Below are 16,474 nucleotides of genomic sequence, written 5' to 3' on the forward strand. Positions count from 1 at the left end.
GTGCTCATCCCCCGTCGGACCAAGTTCCGCAAGCAGCACCGCCCGCACCGTACGGGCCTGTCCAAGGGCGGCAACCAGATCGCCTTCGGCGACTTCGGCATCCAGGCTCTGGAGCCCGCCTACATCACCAACCGCCAGATCGAGGCGGCCCGTATCGCCATGACCCGCCACATCAAGCGTGGCGGCAAGGTGTGGATCAACATCTTCCCGGACCGCCCGCTGACCAAGAAGCCCGCCGAGACCCGCATGGGCTCCGGTAAGGGCGCCCCCGAGTGGTGGATCGCCAACGTCAAGCCCGGACGCATCCTGTTCGAGCTCGGCGGCGTTCCCGAGGAGCTCGCCCGCGAGGCCATGCGCCGCGCACAGCACAAGCTGCCGATGAAGACCCGTTTCGTGACTCGTGAGGGTGGTGACGTCTGATGGCTATCGGTTCCAAGGGACTGACCCCGTCCGACCTCGATGGCATGGACAATGAGCGCCTCGCCGAGGAGCTGTCCAAGGCCAAGGCCGAGCTGTTCAACCTGCGCTTCGCCTCGGCGACCGGCCAGCTCGAGGACCACGGCCGCCTCAAGGCCGTGCGCCGCGACATCGCCCGCATCTACACCATCGTGCGCGAGCGGGAGCTCGGCATCCGTACCGCTCCGAGCAGCCAGGAGTCCAAGTGAGCGAGCAGAACAGCACTGAGACCGTGGAGACCGCCCAGGCCCCCGAGCGCAACCAGCGCAAGGTCCGCCGCGGCTATGTCGTCTCCGACAAGATGGACAAGACCGTCGTCGTCCTCGTCGAGGAGCGCTACAAGCACTCCCTGTATGGCAAGGTCCTTCGCCGCTCCAAGAAGGTGAAGGTGCACGACGAGCGCAACGAGGCCGGTGTGGGCGATCTCGTCTCCATCATGGAGACCCGCCCGCTGAGCGCCACCAAGCACTTCCGCCTCCTGGAGATCCTCGAGAAGGCCAAGTGACCGCTGGCCGATGACCTCGGTCGGACGACGCCGCAGCCCCGACCCGGGTGCTGCGGCGTCGTTGTCATCACGCCATCCCGCGTGATCCCATCGGGTGGGAAGTGTTTGACAAATGATATGCAGCAGGGTATTGGAAATCACCGGGCGTCCGTAGACTCGTGTCAATACCCTCTGTCTCATGCAAGGACACCTCATGCCCCATATGCGCCTGACCGCTGCCGCGCTGGCAGCCCTCATCCTGTTGCCCTCGGGCCCGGCCCCGGAGGCCCTGGCGAGCCCGGCCGGGCTGGATCCCTCCACCTCCTACTGCACGCGCCGTGAGGACGGCTCCTGCTACTTCCCGGGCTTCAGGGTCTCCGAGGTCCCCGAGCTCCTCGCGGGGCGGACCGTCACCATCACAGGTGCCGGGGCCACCACGGGAGCGGCCACTGCCCCGAAGGTCCGCGGGGGCCTGGCCAGGATCGACGCCGCCGAGCATGAGGACCCCCTGGTCAGCGTCGAGGGGAGCGTGGAGGCGGACGGGACGTGGTCGGTCACCATGACGCTGCCCGACCAGGGCACCGTGGATCGCGCCGGACCCCTGAGGATCTGGTTCCAGGCCGACGGTCCCGACGAGGCGGGCGTCTACGTCCTCCACGAGATCTCCGCACCAGTCGCCCTGCCCCGCACCCCCGACCCCCAGCCCTCAGTGCCGGCGCCACAGGCCGCGGGATGGCATCGGGCCGGTGACACCTGGTTCTGGGCTGATGAGCGGGGCGTGCGGGCCAAGGGCTGGAAGCGCGTCGGCGCCAGCTGGTACTTCTTCGACACCGCCACCGCCGCGATGAGGACCGGCTGGGTCAGGGACGGCGGCTCCTGGTACTACCTGACTGGTTCGGGTGCCATGGCGACCGGCTGGGTCAAGGATGGTGGGTCGTGGTACTACCTGACTGGTTCGGGTGCCATGGCGACCGGCTGGGTCAAGGTTGGCGGGTCGTGGTACTACCTGACTGGTTCGGGTGCCATGGCCACGGGCTGGGTCAAGGTTGGCGGGTCGTGGTACTACCTGACTGGTTCGGGTGCCATGGCCACGGGCTGGGTCAGGGACGGCGGCTCCTGGTACTACCTGACCGGTTCGGGTGCCATGGCCACCGGGTGGCTGGTGGTCGATGGGCGCTGGTCCCTGTTCGCCCCCAACGGCGCCTGGCAGCACTACGGCTGAGGCTGCCGGGCGATCTGCTGGGTCACACGCATCCCGCCCGCTGACATGGCGCCATCTGGCCCAGCAGAACACGGGTCGCCCAGCGGGATGCGATCGACCCCGCGAGTCGGCCCGGCGTGCGGATCGGGGGCATCCGGTGCGCCCGGTGAGCAAAGGCACAGGTCTTCGGCGGACTCCCAGGTGTTGTGGGACGAGGCCCTTGGACTAGGCTGATCGGGTTGCGTGCGCCCTCGGTGCGCCCAGCAGAGACCTCGTGCCGCGTGCGCCTGTGTCTGCTGGGGCCCCGCGCCGCGGACCTCCCCGAGCTGCGGGCCGCCCCAGTGCGTCCGCTCACGGGGCGGGGGCACGCAAGTCCAGAAGAACGTTCGGCTAGGCTCGACCACTGGTCGAGAACCGGCTCGACGACAGGAGAACACTCAATGATCCAGCAGGAGTCGCGACTGAAGGTCGCCGACAACACCGGAGCCAAGGAGATCCTTTGCATCCGCGTGCTCGGCGGCTCGGGTCGGCGCTATGCGGGTGTCGGCGACACCATTGTCGCCACCGTCAAGGACGCCATCCCCGGTGGCAACGTCAAGAAGGGCGAGGTCGTCAAGGCCGTCGTCGTGCGCGCCCGCAAGGAGCGCCGCCGCCCCGACGGCTCGTACATCCGCTTCGATGAGAACGCCGCCGTCATCCTCAAGAACGACGGCGACCCGCGCGGTACGCGCATCTTCGGCCCCGTGGGCCGTGAGCTGCGCGATAAGAAGTTCATGCGCATCGTCTCGCTCGCCCCGGAGGTGATCTGACATGGCACGCATCAAGAAGGGCGATCAGGTGATCGTCATCTCGGGCAAGGACAAGGGCAAGACCGGCCGCGTCCTCAAGGTCCTCCCCGGCGCCGAGCGCGTCATCGTCGAGGGCGTCCAGCGCGTCACCAAGCACACCAAGGTGGGCCAGTCCTCCCAGGGCGCCCGCACCGGCGGGATCGAGACCGTTGAGGCCCCGATCCACGCCTCCAACGTCATGCTCGTTGACCCCAAGACCAAGAAGCGCACCCGCGTGGGCTTCCGCGTCGAGGAGGGCCAGCGCCCGGACGGCCGCAAGCGCACCGTGCGCGTGCGCTACGCCAAGAAGAGCGGGGAGGACCTGTGACCATGGCTGACAAGACCGCCCCCCGCCTGAAGGCCAAGTACGTCGAGGAGGTGCGCCCCGCCCTGCTCAAGGAGTTCCAGCACGGCAACGTCATGGAGGTCGCGGGCATCACCAAGGTCGTGGTCAACATGGGTGTGGGCGAGGCCGCCCACGACTCCAAGATGATCGAGGGCGCCGTGCGCGACCTCGCCGCCATCACCGGCCAGAAGCCGCAGGTGACCCGGGCCCGCAAGTCCATCGCCCAGTTCAAGCTGCGCGAGGGCATGCCCATCGGCGCCCACGCCACCCTGCGCGGGGACCGCATGTGGGAGTTCCTCGACCGCCTCGTGTCGATCTCGCTGCCCCGGATCCGCGACTTCCGCGGCCTGAGCCCCAAGCAGTTCGACGGCAACGGCAACTACACCTTCGGTCTCACCGAGCAGGCAGTCTTCCACGAGATCGACCAGGACAAGATCGACCGCGTGCGCGGCATGGACATCACCGTGGTGACCACGGCCAAGACCGATGAGGAGGCCCGCTCCCTGCTCAAGCAGCTCGGCTTCCCCTTCAAGGAGAAGTGACATGGCGAAGACCGCTCTGATCGAGAAGGCGAACCGTAAGCCGAAGTTCGGTGTGCGTGCCTACACGCGCTGCCAGCGCTGCGGCCGCCCGCACTCCGTGTACCGCAAGTTCGGCCTGTGCCGTATCTGCCTGCGGGAGATGGCCCTCCGTGGCGAGCTCCCCGGTGTGAGCAAGTCCAGCTGGTAAGAACTTACGTCGCAGGTCCGATGAGGAAACCACGACGAGGAAGGGCCAAGGCCCACTCATGACAATGACAGACCCCATCGCAGACATGCTGACCCGTCTGCGCAACGCAAACTCCGCCTACCACGACTCGGTCTCGATGCCGTCGAGCAAGCTCAAGGTCAACATCGCCGAGATGCTCAAGGCCGAGGGCTACATCGCCGGCTACGAGGTCGCCGACGCCGAGGTGGGCAAGACGCTCACCCTGACCCTGAAGTACGGCGCCAACCGCCAGCGCGCCATCCAGGGCCTGCGCCGGATCTCCAAGCCCGGCCTGCGCGTCTACGCCAAGTCCACGAACCTGCCCAAGGTCCTGGGCGGCCTGGGGGTGGCGATCCTGTCCACCTCCTCCGGCCTCCTGACCGACAGGCAGGCCGAGTCCAAGGGCGTGGGCGGCGAAGTCCTCGCCTACGTCTGGTAAGAGAAGGAACGGAGGAAAACCATGTCTCGTATTGGACGTCTCCCCGTTCCGGTTCCCGCCGGAGTGGACGTGACCATCGACGGCCAGGAGGTGACGGTCAAGGGCCCCAAGGGCACCCTGTCGCGCACCATCTGCGAGCCGCTGAGCGTGACCCGCCAGGAGGACGGCTCCATCCTGGTCACCCGGCCTGACGACGAGCGCCGCTCGCGCTCGCTGCACGGCCTGTCGCGCACCCTCATCCACAACATGGTCGTCGGCGTCACCGAGGGCTATGAGAAGAACCTCGAGATCGTCGGCACCGGTTACCGCGTGGCCGCCAAGGGCCAGGCCATCGAGCTGTCCCTGGGCTTCTCCCACACCGTGACGGTCGAGCCGCCCGAGGGCATCACCCTCACCGTGGACGGCAACCTCAAGATCAAGGTCTCCGGCATCTCCAAGGAGCAGGTCGGCGAGGTCGCTGCGAATATCCGCAAGATCCGCCCGCCGGAGCCCTACAAGGGCAAGGGCGTGCGCTACGCCGGCGAGAACGTGCGCCGCAAGGTCGGAAAGGCTGGTAAGTGATCATGGCTTACTCGATCAAGAGGGGCAAGGGCAACGCCAAGGCCATCGCCCGCAAGATCCGTCATCAGCGCGTGCGCAAGCACATCTCCGGCACCCCCGAGCGCCCGCGCCTGGTCGTCACCCGCTCCAACCGCCACATGGTGGCCCAGGTGGTCGACGACACCATCGGCCACACCCTGTGCGCCGCCTCCACCCTGGAGGAGGCCGCCAAGGGCGTGGAGGGCCACAAGGTCGGCGCCGCCCGCAAGGTCGGCGAGCTCGTCGCCGAGCGCGCCAAGGCCCTGGGCATCGAGGCGGTGGTCTTCGACCGCGGCGGCAACAAGTACCACGGCCGGGTCGCGGCCGTCGCCGAGGGCGCCCGCGAGGGCGGCCTGAAGCTGTGAGCACCACGACGACGAGAAAGCAGAGGAACATCTGATGGCTGCACCGCAGCGAGACAGGTCCGCGTCGTCCGACGGCTCGGCCCAGCGCGAGAACGACGAGCGCCGGGGCGAGGGCCGCGGCCGCCGCGACCGCAACAATGACCGCCGCGACCGTGGTCGCGGCAACGACGACAAGTACATCGAGCGCGTCGTCGCCATCAACCGCGTCTCCAAGGTCGTCAAGGGCGGCCGCCGCTTCACCTTCACGGCCCTGGTCGTCGTCGGTGACGGTGAGGGCACGGTCGGTGTCGGCTACGGCAAGGCGAAGGAGGTCCCCTCCGCCATCGCCAAGGCCGTCGAGATCGCGAAGAAGAACTTCTTCCACGTCCCGATGATCCGCCGCACCATCCCGCACCTGGTGCAGGGGGAGGACTCCGCCGGAGTCGTCCTGCTGCGCCCGGCCTCCCCGGGTACCGGGGTCATCGCCGGCGGTCCGGTGCGCGCCGTGCTGGACTGCGCCGGCGTCCAGGACATCCTGTCCAAGTCGCTGGGCTCGTCCAATGCGATCAACATCGTGCACGCCACGGTGGACGCCCTCAAGCGCCTGGAGCAGCCCGAGGCGGTCGCCGCCCGCCGCGGCCTGCCCCTGGAGGACATCGCCCCGCAGTCCATGCTGCGGGCCCGCGCGGAGGGCGAGGCCGACAAGCGCGCCGAGGCCGAGAAGAAGGAGGCCGAGAAGGCCGCTGAAGGAGTGGGTGCGTGATGGCTGACGCAACCAAGACGACCGAGCCGACAACCAAGCAGCTCAAGGTCACCCAGGTCCGCTCTGGCATCGGGGGCACCCACCGCCAGCGCGAGTCCCTCAAGACCCTGGGCCTGCGCAAGATCCGCCAGTCCGTGGTGCGCGAGGACTCCCCCAGCGTGCGCGGCCTGATTGCCACGGTGCACCACCTGGTCACCGTTGAGGAGGTCTGAGATGGCTGACACGAAGAAGCAGGCCGCCGACGCCGCGGCCGAGCAGACTGCCGAGGCGGGCCAGAAGGTGCGGGTCGTCAAGCTCCACCACCTGCGCCCAGCCCCCGGCGCCAAGAAGGCCAGGACCCGCGTGGGTCGTGGTGAGGCCTCCAAGGGCAAGACCGCCGGTCGCGGCACCAAGGGCACCAAGGCCCGCTACCAGGTCCGCCCCGGCTTCGAGGGCGGCCAGATGCCGCTGCACATGCGCCTGCCCAAGCTCAGGGGCTTCAAGAACCCCAACCGCGTGGAGTTCCAGCCCGTCAACGTCGGCCGCATCGCCGAGCTCTTCCCCGCCGGTGGCACCGTCACCGTGGAGGACCTCGTGGCCGCGGGCGCCGTGCGCAAGAACCAGCTGGTCAAGGTCCTGGGCGGCGGCGACGTCACCGTGGCCCTGACCATCACCGCCGACGCCTGGTCCGGCTCCGCCAAGGAGAAGGTCGAGGCCGCGGGCGGCACGATCACCGCGCGCTGAGCCGATGGGGCCGCACGGCCCGACCCTGCCAGCCGCGGCGGGAGCCCAAGGCATGAGGACCCCGGTCCCAGGCACGTCCTGGGACCGGGGTCCTCGGCGTCGGGGGAGCGGGCGCCCCGGTGCGCCGGTGGGCGCTCCACCCGCCCGGTGACCCGCTGTACGTGACAAAGCCCGCATTGCAAGGAGGTTTCTCCGCCCGGGCCACCAGCATGAGGCGGTAGTCTGTCCCGGGCGCGGAAGACCTGCGTCGAGTCGTGCCCGGCGCACGACCATCCACCGACGACCACCCACCCCCGAGTCCACAGGAGATCGAGTGCTCAGCGCGTTCACTCAGGCGTTCAGGACGCCAGACCTCAGGGCCAAGCTCCTCTTCACCCTGGGGATCATGGCCCTCTTCCGCCTCGGATCGGTGGTGCCCAGCCCCGGCGTCGACGTGGCCAACGCCCAGATCTGCGTGGGGCAGTCCGAGGGCCAGGGGCTGCTCGGGCTCATCAACATCTTCTCCGGCGGCGCCCTGCTCCAGCTCAGCGTCTTCGCCCTGGGCATCATGCCCTACATCACCGCCTCCATCATCATCCAGCTCCTGCGCGTGGTCGTGCCCCGCTTCGAGGAGCTGCACAAGGAGGGCCAGTCGGGCACCGCCAAGCTCACCGAGTACACCCGGTACCTGACCATCGGCCTGGGGCTGCTCCAGTCCTCCACCATCGTGGCCACCGCGGCCTCCGGCCAGCTCTTCCCCGGCTGCACCGTGCCGGTCGTCCCGGACGACTCCCCCCTGACCCTGGCCCTCATGGTCATCACCCTGACCGCCGGGACCGGCCTCATCATGTGGCTGGGCGAGCTCATCACCGAGCGCGGCATCGGCAACGGCATGTCCCTGCTCATCTTCACCTCGATCGTCGCCCAGTTCCCGGCCAACATGATCTCCATCGCCTCCGGCTCGGGCGGCATGGGCAAGTTCCTCATCGTCGTCGCCGTCGTCTTGGTGGCCACCGCCGCCGTCATCTTCGTGGAGCAGGCCCAGCGGCGCATCCCCGTGCAGTACGCCAAGCGCATGGTGGGGCGGCGCCAGTACGGGGGCTCGACCACCTACATCCCGGTCAAGATCAACACCGCCGGCGTCATCCCGGTCATCTTCGCCTCCTCCATCCTGGCCATGCCCATGCTCATCGCCCAGTTCGGCAGCCAGACCTCGGGCTGGGTGCAGTGGATCCTCACCAACCTCCAGCAGACCCACCCGGTCTACCTCACCGCCTACGCCCTGCTCATCCTGTTCTTCGCCTTCTTCTACACCGCCATCACCTTCAACCCCGAGGAGATCGCGGACAACATGAAGCGCTACGGCGGCTTCATCCCCGGCATCCGCGCGGGCGAGCCCACCGTGCGCTATCTGACCTACGTCATCAACCGCGTCACCTCGGCGGGCTCCATCTACCTGGTGGTCCTGGCCCTAGTCCCCACCCTGGCGGTCATCTGGCTGGGCCTGTCGCAGGCCCTGCCCTTCGGCGGCACCACGATCCTCATCATGGTGGGCGTGGGCCTCCAGACCGTCAAGGAGATCAACTCCCAGCTCCAGCAGCGCCACTACGAAGGGTTCCTCTCATGAGCGCACGCATGGTCCTGATGGGCCCCCCCGGGGCGGGCAAGGGCACCCAGGCCGCCCGCATCGCCGAGCGCCTGTCCATCCCCGCCATCTCCACCGGTGACATCTTCCGGGCCAACATCGCCCAGGGCACCGACCTGGGGGCCCGGGCCAAGGAGTACATGGACCGCGGCGAGTACGTCCCCGACGCGATCACCAACGCCATGGTCGCCGAGCGCCTGGGCCGCCCCGACTGCGCCCAGGGCTTCCTCCTGGACGGCTACCCCCGCACCCAGGACCAGGTCGGGGAGCTCGACGCCATGCTGGCCGCCCACGGCCAGGCCCTGGACGTCGTCGTCGAGATCACCGCCGAGACCGAGGCCGTCGTCGCCCGCCTGCTCAAGCGGGCGGGGGAACAGGGCCGCGCCGACGACACCGAGCCGGTCATCCGCCGGCGCCTCGAGGTCTACGCCGAGTCCACCGAGCCGCTGGTCGCCCACTACGCCGAGCGCGGCCTGCTGGTGCGCGTCGACGGCATGGGCGGGATCGACGAGGTCGCCCAGCGCCTCATGGAGGCCCTGGCCGCGCGCGGCATCGCCTGAGCCGCCACCCACACCGATGCTGCGGCCCGGCCGGGCCGCGAAGGAGGCCGCCGTGCCGCGCCGCGAGCAGATCGAGATCAAGACCCCCGCCCAGGTGCGCCACATGCGCCGGGCCGGGCTCGTCGTCGCCCAGATCCATGCGGCCCTGCGCCAGGCGGTGCGCCCCGGCATCACCACCGCCGAGCTCGACGCCGTCTCGGCCGGGGTGATCGAGAGGGCCGGCGCCCGCTCCAACTTCCTGGGCTACCACGGCTTCCCGGCCACGGTGTGCATCTCGGTCAACGAGGAGGCGGTCCACGGCATCCCGGGGCCGCGCGTCCTGGAGGCCGGGGACCTGGTGACCTTCGACTGCGGCGCCTTCGTCACCGATGACCGGGGCACCCAGTGGCACGGGGACGCCGCCTTCACCACGGTGGTGGGCGGCGCCTACCGCAACGACTCCGACCGGATCCTGGATGCCACCACCGAGCGCTGCCTGTGGGAGGCCATCGCCGCCCTGGCCCGCGCGGCCGCCGGCCGGGGCGGTGCGCGCGAGCTCCGGCTCAACGCCGTGGGCGACGCCGTGGAGGAGACCGTGGCCCAGGTCGCCAGCGCCGAGGGCCACGAGCTGGGCATCCTCGAGGAGTACGTGGGCCACGGCATCGGCACCCGCATGCACATGCCCCCCGACGTCCTCAACTACTCGGTGCGGGCCAGGGGGCCGCGCCTGCGCCCCGGCATGGTCCTGGCCATCGAGCCGATGCTCACCGCCGGCAGCCCCCGGGTGCGCGAGCTCGACGACGGGTGGACGGTGGTGACCTGCGACGGCTCACGGGCGGCCCAGTGGGAGCACACCGTGGCGATCATGCCCGGGGGAGTGTGGGTGCTCACCGCCCCCGACGGCGGTGCTCGGGGCCTGGAGCCCTACGGCCTGGCCCCGGTGACCATGCCCGGCTGAGGCCGCCGCGGGGCGCCTCGGCCCGCCGGGCGGATGTGTCCGGAAACACCGAGCAGATCGCGGATCCCGCATGGTGGGCGGGCGAGGTCCTGCCGTAGAGTTGGCCGTCGGACACTCCTCCGCCGATTCCGCACGCCCATGGGCCCATGTCCCGAGCGGCGCGGCGGGGGCGTCCCTCCGGGCGGCGTCGTCGCCCGGATGAACTCGAGCGAGAGAGCACCGATGGAGGAACATGGCTAAGAAGGACGGCGTCATCGAGGTCGAGGGATCGGTCGTCGAGGCCCTTCCGAACGCGATGTTCCGGGTGGAGCTGAGCAACGGGCACGTCGTGCTCGCGCACATCTCCGGCAAGATGCGGCAGCACTACATCCGCATCCTCCCCGAGGACCGCGTGGTCGTGGAGCTCAGCCCCTACGACCTGTCCCGCGGCCGCATCGTCTACCGGTACAAGTGAGAAGCCGACTGACCGCAGTCGGTGGAGGAACATCATGAAGGTCAAGCCGAGCGTCAAGAAGATCTGTGACAACTGCAAGGTGATCCGTCGCCACGGCCGTGTCATGGTCATCTGCGAGAACCCACGGCACAAGCAGCGCCAGGGCTGAGGCCCGGCGCTGAGGGCCGCCAGGCGGCGGCCACCACCAGCACCCATCCCAGCGGGCCCGCCCGGCGCAGCAGCGGCAGGCCGGGCCGCAACCCCCGGTTCTCGGAGGCCGGGGCCGCCGCCCACGGCGGGGGAGATGGGTGACGACCTCCGGGATCACATCAGGAGAACCACACAGTGGCACGCATTTCCGGTGTCGACCTGCCTCGCGAGAAGCGAGTGGAGATCGCACTCACCTACATCTTCGGGATCGGGCGCACCCGCGCCGATGAGACCCTCAAGGCGACGGGCGTCAACCCCGACACCCGGGTCAAGGACCTCAGCGAGGACGAGCTCGTCGCCCTGCGCACCCACATCGACGCCAACTACCAGGTCGAGGGTGATCTGCGTCGTGAGGTCCAGGCCGACATCCGCCGCAAGATCGAGATCGGCTGCTACCAGGGTCTGCGCCACCGCCGCCACCTGCCGGTGCACGGCCAGCGCACCAAGACCAACGCGCGCACCCGCAAGGGCCCCAAGCGCACCGTGGCCGGCAAGAAGAAGGCCAAGTAAGCAGCAGCAATCCGGGCCCCGCCCCGGACCGACGACCTCATCGCAGAAGAAGGAAGCATGCCTCCCAAGACCCGCGCCGCAGCGCGCAAGATGCGCCGCAAGGACCGTAAGAACGTCACTCACGGCCACGCCTACATCAAGTCCACCTTCAACAACACCATCGTGTCCCTGACCGACCCCTCCGGTGCGGTCATCGCCTGGTGCTCCTCCGGCCAGGTCGGCTTCAAGGGCTCGCGCAAGTCCACGCCCTACGCCGCCCAGCTCGCCGCCGAGGCCGCCGCCCGGCGCGCCCAGGAGCACGGCATGAAGAAGGTCGACGTCTTCGTCAAGGGCCCCGGCCCCGGCCGTGAGACCGCGATCCGCTCCCTCCAGGCCGCTGGCCTGGAGATCGGCCCGATCACGGACGTCACCCCCCAGGCCTACAACGGCTGCCGCCCGCCCAAGCGCCGCCGCGTCTGAGACCACGGGGGACGACGGCGCAGCCCGCTGCTGCGCCGTCGTCCCCGCCCACGCCCCGCCGTCGAGGCGAGGCCGGGGGAGCGCCGGGACCAGGCCGGCCACCCCGTTGGAGGACCGGCGTCATATAGCGGGCGCCGCGACGAAAGGAAACCACGTGCTCATTGCACAGCGACCCACGCTCACCGAGGAGGTCATCGAGGAGGACCGCCGCTCGCGGTTCGTGCTCGAGCCCCTTGAGCCCGGATTCGGCTACACGCTGGGCAACTCCCTGCGCCGCACGCTGCTGTCCTCTATCCCGGGGGCGGCCGTCACCAGCGTGCGCATCGATGGGGTGCCCCACGAGTTCCGCACCATCGCCGGGGTCAAGGAGGATGTCTCCCAGATCATCCTCAACATCAAGGAAATCGTCCTGTCCTCGGAGAACGACGAGCCGGTGGTCATGTACCTGCGCAAGTCGGGCCCGGGCGAGGTGCTGGCCGGGGACATCACCCCGCCGGCCGGCGTGGAGATCCACAACCCCGAGCTGGTCATCGCCACCCTCAACGAGAAGGGCAAGCTGGAGATCGAGCTGACGGTCGAGCGCGGTCGCGGCTACGTGTCGGCCAACCAGAACAAGGACCCCAATGCGGAGATCTCCCGTATCCCCGTGGACTCGATCTACTCGCCGGTCAAGAAGGTCTCCTACGCCGTCGAGGCCACCCGTGTGGAGCAGCGCACGGACTTCGACCGCCTCATCGTCGACGTCGAGACGAAGGTCTCCATCACCCCGCGCGACGCGCTGGCCTCCGCCGGCAAGACCCTGGTCGAGCTCTTCGGGCTGGCCCGCGAGCTCAACGTCGAGGCCGAGGGCATCGAGGTCGGCCCCTCGCCGGTGGACGAGGCCTTCCAGCAGGACCTGGCCCTCATGATCGACGAGCTCGACCTCCAGGCGCGCTCCTCCAATGCGCTCAAGCGCGAGGGCATCCACACGGTGGGCGAGCTGGTCGGCCGCAGTGAGGCGGACCTGCTCGACATCCGCAATTTCGGCGCCAAGTCGATCTCCGAGATCAAGGAGAAGCTGGCCGAGCTGGGCCTGTCCCTCAAGGGCTCCCCGGTCGACTACGTCTCGGAGGACGACTACGCCAACCCCACGTTCAGCGACGAGCCCCAGGCCTGAGCCGGCCCGTCATTCATCTAGGAGACAACCATGCCTCGCCCCACCAAGGGTCCCCGCCTGGGCGGCAGCGCCCAGCACGAGCGCCACATGCTGGCCAACCTGGCCACCCAGCTCATCGTCCACGAGTCCATCACCACCACCGAGGCCCGGGCCCGCCGCCTGCGCCCCTACGTGGAGAAGCTCATCACCAAGGGCAAGCGTGGCGACCTGCACGCCCGCCGCACGGTGATGAAGAAGGTGACGGACAAGTTCGCCGTCTACCGCCTCTTCGAGGTCCTGGCCCCCCAGTTCGAGGGCCGCGACGGGGGCTACACCCGCATCATCAAGACCATGCCCCGCAAGGGCGACAACGCCCCCATGGCGGTGATCTCCCTGGTGCTGGAGCCCGTGGCCAAGAAGGAGATCGTCGAGGACGCGGTGGCGACGGCCAAGCACGCCGCCGAGAAGGCCGTGGCGGAGGAGCCCGCCGAGGCCGAGAAGGTCGAGGAGAAGGCTGAGGCGGCCGAGGCTGAGAAGACTGAGGCTCCGGCTGCGGAGGCCGCGGGTGAGAAGGCGGAGTACGCCGGCGCGGTGCGCCTGGCGGAGGGCGCCACGGAGGCCCCGGATGCCGACCACCAGGTCAAGGGCAATGAGGACTCCATGAAGTACCACGTGCCGGGCTCGCGCTGGTACGACGCCACGGTGGCCGAGGTCTGGTTCGCTAGCGCCGAGGAGGCCGAGGCCGCGGGTTTCGCCCCCGCCGGCGGCGCCGCCGCCCAGAAGGTCGAGAAGTGAGCCGGATCTGAACCTCTCAGGCCGCTGAGCTGATTGAGGGAGGGCCCCATCCACTGTGGATGGGGCCCTCCCTTTCTTTCCTCTTGACCCGCTGCACATCTTCACCGGGGCTGCGCGCACACGATCCGCAGGATCATGCGGATCGTATCGTCGCCGCCCCTCCCGGAGGAGGCCGAAGATGTGCAGCGGTAGAGGCGCTGCACATCTTCAGCGGATCCGGTGGCCCTGGCCTCGCGCTTGATCCCCGGAATCGCGCCATTCAGCCCGGCAGCAGTGGGCTGGGATCGTGGTGAAGATGTGCAAGGCGGCTCGTAGCGATCACCGCCGACCAGGAGGAGGCCATCAGAGTCAAGGCGGCACCACATCGGCCTGGGCCCGGGGCGGAAAGCGAGTACGGGGTGCAGAAAGCGAGTGCGGGGTCCTCGCATTCTGCACCCCGCACTCGCATTCCGGCGCCGGCGGAGGGTCAGTCCTCCTCCAGTTCTTCCAGGCGGGCGCGGAACTCCTCTCGCTCCCGGCGGACGGCTGCGGCCTCCTCCTCGAGCCCAGCGGCTTCGAGCAGGTCGGCATAGAGGCTGAGAGAGTCGAGGAAGGCTTGCCCGAAGGCCCGTGGCTCGGCATGCGCCAGCTCGCGGCGGAGATCGACCACCTCCTGGACGGTATCCAGGGCCTGGGGGCGCTGGCCGTCCTCATCCAGGCGGTTGGCGAGGGTGCTCAATGCGGTGGCGAGATCGGGGTTGTAGGCAGAGGGGTTGTCCTGGGCCGGAGCGCGGCAGGCATGGCCTTGATCCTTCCTGAACATGGTGAGAATGTCGTGGGTGACCGCGAAGCCGCCGACGATACTGATTGTGGCGAGCCCGATGATCACGAAGGTAACCGCACTGATGAACCGGTTGTCGCTGCCGATATTTAAGGTCAAGATAGAGGCAGTCACCAAGCAGATGAGCACGACAATCATATTGGTGGTAGACATCGAGTATTTAAGTGTCTTCGATGCTGTCTCTTCCGAGGTCGTGGCCTCGCTAATTCGTTGGGTGGGGGCTGGTCTTAATGAGGTGATCAGGTACTTGATCCGTTTCATGGCAGGGGCGGACGCACGCGCTTTTTCGATACTGATATGCTCGGAACAGCGGCGGAGGAGAGCAGCGAGCGCGGTCGCAAGATCTGTGCTGCGCGTGGCGATGACCACGCCCTCAACGGTCTGCGTCAGTTCCTCCAGGACCTCATCGAGCGCGGAGCCGACGAGTTCCCTCACCCGGGGGTCGTCAGCGGCCCGTTCGAGCACGGTCCAGGTTCGCAGAGCGGCGGCGCCCACGCGCTCGGGTGCGAGGAGAGCGGGAAGCGCCGCCTCCAGGCTCCCGATCTCCGAGGTGATGAGGCGCTCTCCCAGGCGGTCCGGCTCCAGGTGCCCGCACCATGCCTCCTCTGCTCCCGGGCTCTGAAGCGGTGGCGGGTAGCACTACCGCAGCCACCGTGCGCATCGCGCCAGACCGGTGGCATCCAGGTCCTTGGCGGCCGGCAGGAGCCCGAGGAGCGCCAGCGCATCCTCCTCATCCTCGATCTTTGAGAGCGTGGCCAGGGCAACTGCCTGGCGGGCCAGGGCTCGATCGAAATCCCGAGCATCGGGCCAGTGCAGCTCCCAGTAGCGCTCCTCATGCGCCAGCAGCCCATCGAAGACATCCTCCTCGGAGGCCGGGGGGAGTCCGGTGCTCCGCGTCGCACTGAGGAAGGCCGTGGCGATGACGGGCAGAGGCTGGGAGTAGGACGTGCGCGACAGATTCTCCGACCGACTCGGGACTGCTCCGGCCTCATGGAAGACTGCCACGGCACTGTCGAAGAGCCTCTGGCGATCCTCCTCAGAGAGCTCCTGCTCGTTGAGGACCATGCTCATCGCTTCATCGAGCAGCCGGTTGATGCCCTCGGCCTGGGAGCCTTGCGGGCGCAGGGAATCCACCCATGGATCCGCCCTCTTCCGGGATGCGGGCAATGGTGCGGGCCTTCGCACGAGGAACAGCACCCGGATCCGCCGTCGGGAGGCGTCCCTGGCGGCTGTGAGAGCCAGATTGATGACGCGGCCAACAATGTCGGAGCGGGTCTCGGCGTAGTCCACGACCAGGAGCAGCGAGCGTGTATCCGACCTGCTGTGCGCCCCACCTGGCTCCAGACCCTCGATGCCGCGCAGGAACCCTGTCCTCCACTGCGACCTCGACCTGCGCCACCGCCTCGCTCCAGCGGTGCTGAGACGGCGGCACAGCTCCACACCCAGGCGGGTCTTCCCGGAGCCGCCATCGCCACCCAGGACGCACAGGGCGAAGGGCTCATCACTCACCGCCCACGCCTCCAGGTCCGCCAGTATCCCGGCCCGGTCCAGGAAGGGGACGGGGCTGGAGGCCGCTCCCAGGAGGCGAGTCACGCTCAGGCCGGCGGCGCCCTGCGCATGATGCTGGACGGCGTCGAGGGTCAGCCGTGCGGACGCTTCGGGGACGTTCACAACGGGGGGGTAGACCGACCTTCGGGAGCTGCTGTTGGCGTTTCCGCTGCTGCGCGGCTTTCCAGCCCCTGCGCCCCCAGTGCCATAACCAGCGCACGACGTCCCACGGTTTCTTCCCGGACGCCCAGGTCACGACGCCGAAGATCAATAGGATGAAGGTGCCAGCAGCCACCAACCAAGAGGTAGGAATGCCCTCCAACCATGTGAGAACAGTACTGGTGACATTGGGGAGCGTCATGGTCCAGGCCTCACGACGTTGGGACAGGGAGCACTCCGCATTATGCCAGGGGCGACGTAGTTCTCACGGTGCTCATCCGAGCCGGCAACTCCCGATCCCCTCCTGCGGGCCGCAGCGCCGTGGCCTCATGCCCCGACGCAGAAAGCGAGTGCGGGGTGCAGAATGCGAGTGCG

At 68.8% G+C, this 16,474-nt stretch carries 25 protein-coding genes; 23 read left to right on the top strand and 2 right to left on the bottom strand.

Translation table 11 applies throughout. The features are described from left to right. The 23 genes from rplP to rplQ all read left to right on the top strand — a co-directional run bounded on the left by rplP (position 1) and on the right by rplQ (position 13,572). The gene (rplP, locus tag J5X07_RS05020; protein WP_124932643.1) at positions 1-420 is read left to right on the top strand and encodes a 50S ribosomal protein L16; all 420 of its coding nucleotides are present in this window, start codon (positions 1-3) and stop codon (positions 418-420) included. After that, positions 420-665: a 50S ribosomal protein L29 gene (gene rpmC, locus J5X07_RS05025; protein WP_124932642.1), complete on the top strand. Its 246-nt coding sequence runs from the start codon at positions 420-422 to the stop codon at positions 663-665. The genes rplP and rpmC overlap by 1 nt, the downstream gene beginning before the upstream one ends. Further along, positions 662-961 carry a 30S ribosomal protein S17 gene (gene rpsQ, locus J5X07_RS05030; RefSeq protein WP_124932641.1) on the top strand — a complete coding sequence of 100 codons (300 nt, stop codon included), beginning with the start codon at positions 662-664 and terminating at the stop codon, positions 959-961. The genes rpmC and rpsQ overlap by 4 nt, the downstream gene beginning before the upstream one ends. A 178-nt stretch (positions 962-1,139) precedes the next feature. Then, positions 1,140-2,162 carry an N-acetylmuramoyl-L-alanine amidase family protein gene (locus J5X07_RS13370; protein ID WP_124932640.1) on the top strand — a complete coding sequence of 341 codons (1,023 nt, stop codon included), beginning with the start codon at positions 1,140-1,142 and terminating at the stop codon, positions 2,160-2,162. A gap of 419 nt (positions 2,163-2,581) precedes the next feature. Continuing rightward, positions 2,582-2,950, top strand: a complete 369-nt coding sequence (rplN, locus tag J5X07_RS05040; RefSeq protein WP_124932639.1) for a 50S ribosomal protein L14 — start codon at positions 2,582-2,584, stop codon at positions 2,948-2,950. A 1-nt stretch (position 2,951) separates the two neighbouring features. Further along, positions 2,952-3,296, top strand: coding sequence for a 50S ribosomal protein L24 (gene rplX, locus J5X07_RS05045; RefSeq protein ID WP_124932638.1), 345 nt, complete (start codon positions 2,952-2,954; stop codon positions 3,294-3,296). A 2-nt stretch (positions 3,297-3,298) separates the two neighbouring features. Next, positions 3,299-3,856: a 50S ribosomal protein L5 gene (rplE, locus tag J5X07_RS05050; RefSeq protein ID WP_124932637.1), complete on the top strand. Its 558-nt coding sequence runs from the start codon at positions 3,299-3,301 to the stop codon at positions 3,854-3,856. A gap of 1 nt (position 3,857) precedes the next feature. Further along, positions 3,858-4,043, top strand: a complete 186-nt coding sequence (locus J5X07_RS05055) for a type Z 30S ribosomal protein S14 (RefSeq protein ID WP_003781856.1) — start codon at positions 3,858-3,860, stop codon at positions 4,041-4,043. A 58-nt stretch (positions 4,044-4,101) separates the two neighbouring features. Beyond that, a complete protein-coding gene (gene rpsH / locus J5X07_RS05060; protein ID WP_026428027.1) occupies positions 4,102-4,500 on the top strand; it encodes a 30S ribosomal protein S8 in 399 nt (132 codons plus the stop codon). A gap of 21 nt (positions 4,501-4,521) precedes the next feature. Continuing rightward, complete coding sequence (rplF, locus tag J5X07_RS05065; protein WP_124932636.1) at positions 4,522-5,061, top strand: 50S ribosomal protein L6; 540 nt, start codon at positions 4,522-4,524, stop codon at positions 5,059-5,061. 2 nt (positions 5,062-5,063) lie between these two features. Continuing rightward, positions 5,064-5,444 carry a 50S ribosomal protein L18 gene (gene rplR / locus J5X07_RS05070; protein ID WP_124932635.1) on the top strand — a complete coding sequence of 127 codons (381 nt, stop codon included), beginning with the start codon at positions 5,064-5,066 and terminating at the stop codon, positions 5,442-5,444. 34 nt (positions 5,445-5,478) lie between these two features. After that, on the top strand, positions 5,479-6,186 hold the full coding sequence (gene rpsE, locus J5X07_RS05075; RefSeq protein ID WP_124932634.1) for a 30S ribosomal protein S5: 708 nt from the start codon (positions 5,479-5,481) through the stop codon (positions 6,184-6,186). After that, positions 6,186-6,398: a 50S ribosomal protein L30 gene (gene rpmD, locus J5X07_RS05080; RefSeq protein ID WP_124932903.1), complete on the top strand. Its 213-nt coding sequence runs from the start codon at positions 6,186-6,188 to the stop codon at positions 6,396-6,398. Before rpsE ends, rpmD begins: the two co-directional genes overlap by 1 nt. Before the next feature lies 1 nt (position 6,399). Then, positions 6,400-6,909, top strand: coding sequence for a 50S ribosomal protein L15 (rplO, locus tag J5X07_RS05085; protein WP_124932633.1), 510 nt, complete (start codon positions 6,400-6,402; stop codon positions 6,907-6,909). Between the two features lie 313 nt (positions 6,910-7,222). Then, positions 7,223-8,515 carry a preprotein translocase subunit SecY gene (gene secY, locus J5X07_RS05090; protein WP_124932632.1) on the top strand — a complete coding sequence of 431 codons (1,293 nt, stop codon included), beginning with the start codon at positions 7,223-7,225 and terminating at the stop codon, positions 8,513-8,515. Next, positions 8,512-9,093: an adenylate kinase gene (locus J5X07_RS05095; RefSeq protein WP_208478885.1), complete on the top strand. Its 582-nt coding sequence runs from the start codon at positions 8,512-8,514 to the stop codon at positions 9,091-9,093. Before secY ends, J5X07_RS05095 begins: the two co-directional genes overlap by 4 nt. A gap of 16 nt (positions 9,094-9,109) precedes the next feature. Continuing rightward, positions 9,110-10,030, top strand: a complete 921-nt coding sequence (map, locus tag J5X07_RS05100; protein ID WP_243896487.1) for a type I methionyl aminopeptidase — start codon at positions 9,110-9,112, stop codon at positions 10,028-10,030. 232 nt (positions 10,031-10,262) lie between these two features. Beyond that, positions 10,263-10,484, top strand: a complete 222-nt coding sequence (infA, locus tag J5X07_RS05105; protein ID WP_003781847.1) for a translation initiation factor IF-1 — start codon at positions 10,263-10,265, stop codon at positions 10,482-10,484. A gap of 34 nt (positions 10,485-10,518) precedes the next feature. Further along, a complete protein-coding gene (gene rpmJ, locus J5X07_RS05110) occupies positions 10,519-10,632 on the top strand; it encodes a 50S ribosomal protein L36 (protein ID WP_005987264.1) in 114 nt (37 codons plus the stop codon). 176 nt (positions 10,633-10,808) lie between these two features. Next, positions 10,809-11,183, top strand: coding sequence for a 30S ribosomal protein S13 (gene rpsM, locus J5X07_RS05115; RefSeq protein ID WP_124932630.1), 375 nt, complete (start codon positions 10,809-10,811; stop codon positions 11,181-11,183). A 57-nt stretch (positions 11,184-11,240) separates the two neighbouring features. Then, positions 11,241-11,642: a 30S ribosomal protein S11 gene (rpsK, locus tag J5X07_RS05120; protein WP_124932629.1), complete on the top strand. Its 402-nt coding sequence runs from the start codon at positions 11,241-11,243 to the stop codon at positions 11,640-11,642. Positions 11,643-11,796: 154 nt separating this feature from the next. After that, entirely contained in the window at positions 11,797-12,798 is a 1,002-nt protein-coding gene (locus J5X07_RS05125) for a DNA-directed RNA polymerase subunit alpha (RefSeq protein ID WP_208478886.1), read from the top strand. A gap of 30 nt (positions 12,799-12,828) precedes the next feature. Further along, on the top strand, positions 12,829-13,572 hold the full coding sequence (rplQ, locus tag J5X07_RS05130; RefSeq protein ID WP_208478887.1) for a 50S ribosomal protein L17, sunset domain variant: 744 nt from the start codon (positions 12,829-12,831) through the stop codon (positions 13,570-13,572). Between the two features lie 466 nt (positions 13,573-14,038). Here the strand turns inward: rplQ and J5X07_RS13375 are convergent, their stop codons facing one another. After that, positions 14,039-14,887: a proton-translocating transhydrogenase family protein gene (locus J5X07_RS13375; protein WP_208478888.1), complete on the bottom strand. Its 849-nt coding sequence runs from the start codon at positions 14,885-14,887 to the stop codon at positions 14,039-14,041. 144 nt (positions 14,888-15,031) lie between these two features. Further along, positions 15,032-16,063: a hypothetical protein gene (locus J5X07_RS05140; RefSeq protein WP_208478889.1), complete on the bottom strand. Its 1,032-nt coding sequence runs from the start codon at positions 16,061-16,063 to the stop codon at positions 15,032-15,034. Between the last annotated feature and the right edge of the window lie 411 nt (positions 16,064-16,474).

It is taken from the genome of Actinomyces bowdenii, assembly GCF_017592395.1.
Lineage (GTDB): Bacteria > Actinomycetota > Actinomycetes > Actinomycetales > Actinomycetaceae > Actinomyces > Actinomyces bowdenii.

Bases quoted from the DNA above. Each gene is read 5' to 3' on its own strand.
- rpmD (WP_124932903.1), top strand. From the start codon at position 6,186: ATGGCTGACGCAACCAAGACGACCGAGCCGACAACCAAGCAGCTCAAG.
- rplE (WP_124932637.1), top strand. From the start codon at position 3,299: ATGGCTGACAAGACCGCCCCCCGCCTGAAGGCCAAGTACGTCGAGGAG.
- rplN (WP_124932639.1), top strand. From the start codon at position 2,582: ATGATCCAGCAGGAGTCGCGACTGAAGGTCGCCGACAACACCGGAGCC.
- rpsE (WP_124932634.1), top strand. From the start codon at position 5,479: ATGGCTGCACCGCAGCGAGACAGGTCCGCGTCGTCCGACGGCTCGGCC.
- J5X07_RS05095 (WP_208478885.1), top strand. From the start codon at position 8,512: ATGAGCGCACGCATGGTCCTGATGGGCCCCCCCGGGGCGGGCAAGGGC.
- rplF (WP_124932636.1), top strand. From the start codon at position 4,522: ATGTCTCGTATTGGACGTCTCCCCGTTCCGGTTCCCGCCGGAGTGGAC.
- rpmC (WP_124932642.1), top strand. From the start codon at position 420: ATGGCTATCGGTTCCAAGGGACTGACCCCGTCCGACCTCGATGGCATG.
- rplQ (WP_208478887.1), top strand. From the start codon at position 12,829: ATGCCTCGCCCCACCAAGGGTCCCCGCCTGGGCGGCAGCGCCCAGCAC.
- J5X07_RS05055 (WP_003781856.1), top strand. From the start codon at position 3,858: ATGGCGAAGACCGCTCTGATCGAGAAGGCGAACCGTAAGCCGAAGTTC.
- rpsK (WP_124932629.1), top strand. From the start codon at position 11,241: ATGCCTCCCAAGACCCGCGCCGCAGCGCGCAAGATGCGCCGCAAGGAC.
- rpmJ (WP_005987264.1), top strand. From the start codon at position 10,519: ATGAAGGTCAAGCCGAGCGTCAAGAAGATCTGTGACAACTGCAAGGTG.
- rplX (WP_124932638.1), top strand. From the start codon at position 2,952: ATGGCACGCATCAAGAAGGGCGATCAGGTGATCGTCATCTCGGGCAAG.
- infA (WP_003781847.1), top strand. From the start codon at position 10,263: ATGGCTAAGAAGGACGGCGTCATCGAGGTCGAGGGATCGGTCGTCGAG.
- map (WP_243896487.1), top strand. From the start codon at position 9,110: ATGCTGCGGCCCGGCCGGGCCGCGAAGGAGGCCGCCGTGCCGCGCCGC.
- rplO (WP_124932633.1), top strand. From the start codon at position 6,400: ATGGCTGACACGAAGAAGCAGGCCGCCGACGCCGCGGCCGAGCAGACT.
- J5X07_RS13370 (WP_124932640.1), top strand. From the start codon at position 1,140: ATGCAAGGACACCTCATGCCCCATATGCGCCTGACCGCTGCCGCGCTG.
- rplR (WP_124932635.1), top strand. From the start codon at position 5,064: ATGGCTTACTCGATCAAGAGGGGCAAGGGCAACGCCAAGGCCATCGCC.
- rpsH (WP_026428027.1), top strand. From the start codon at position 4,102: ATGACAATGACAGACCCCATCGCAGACATGCTGACCCGTCTGCGCAAC.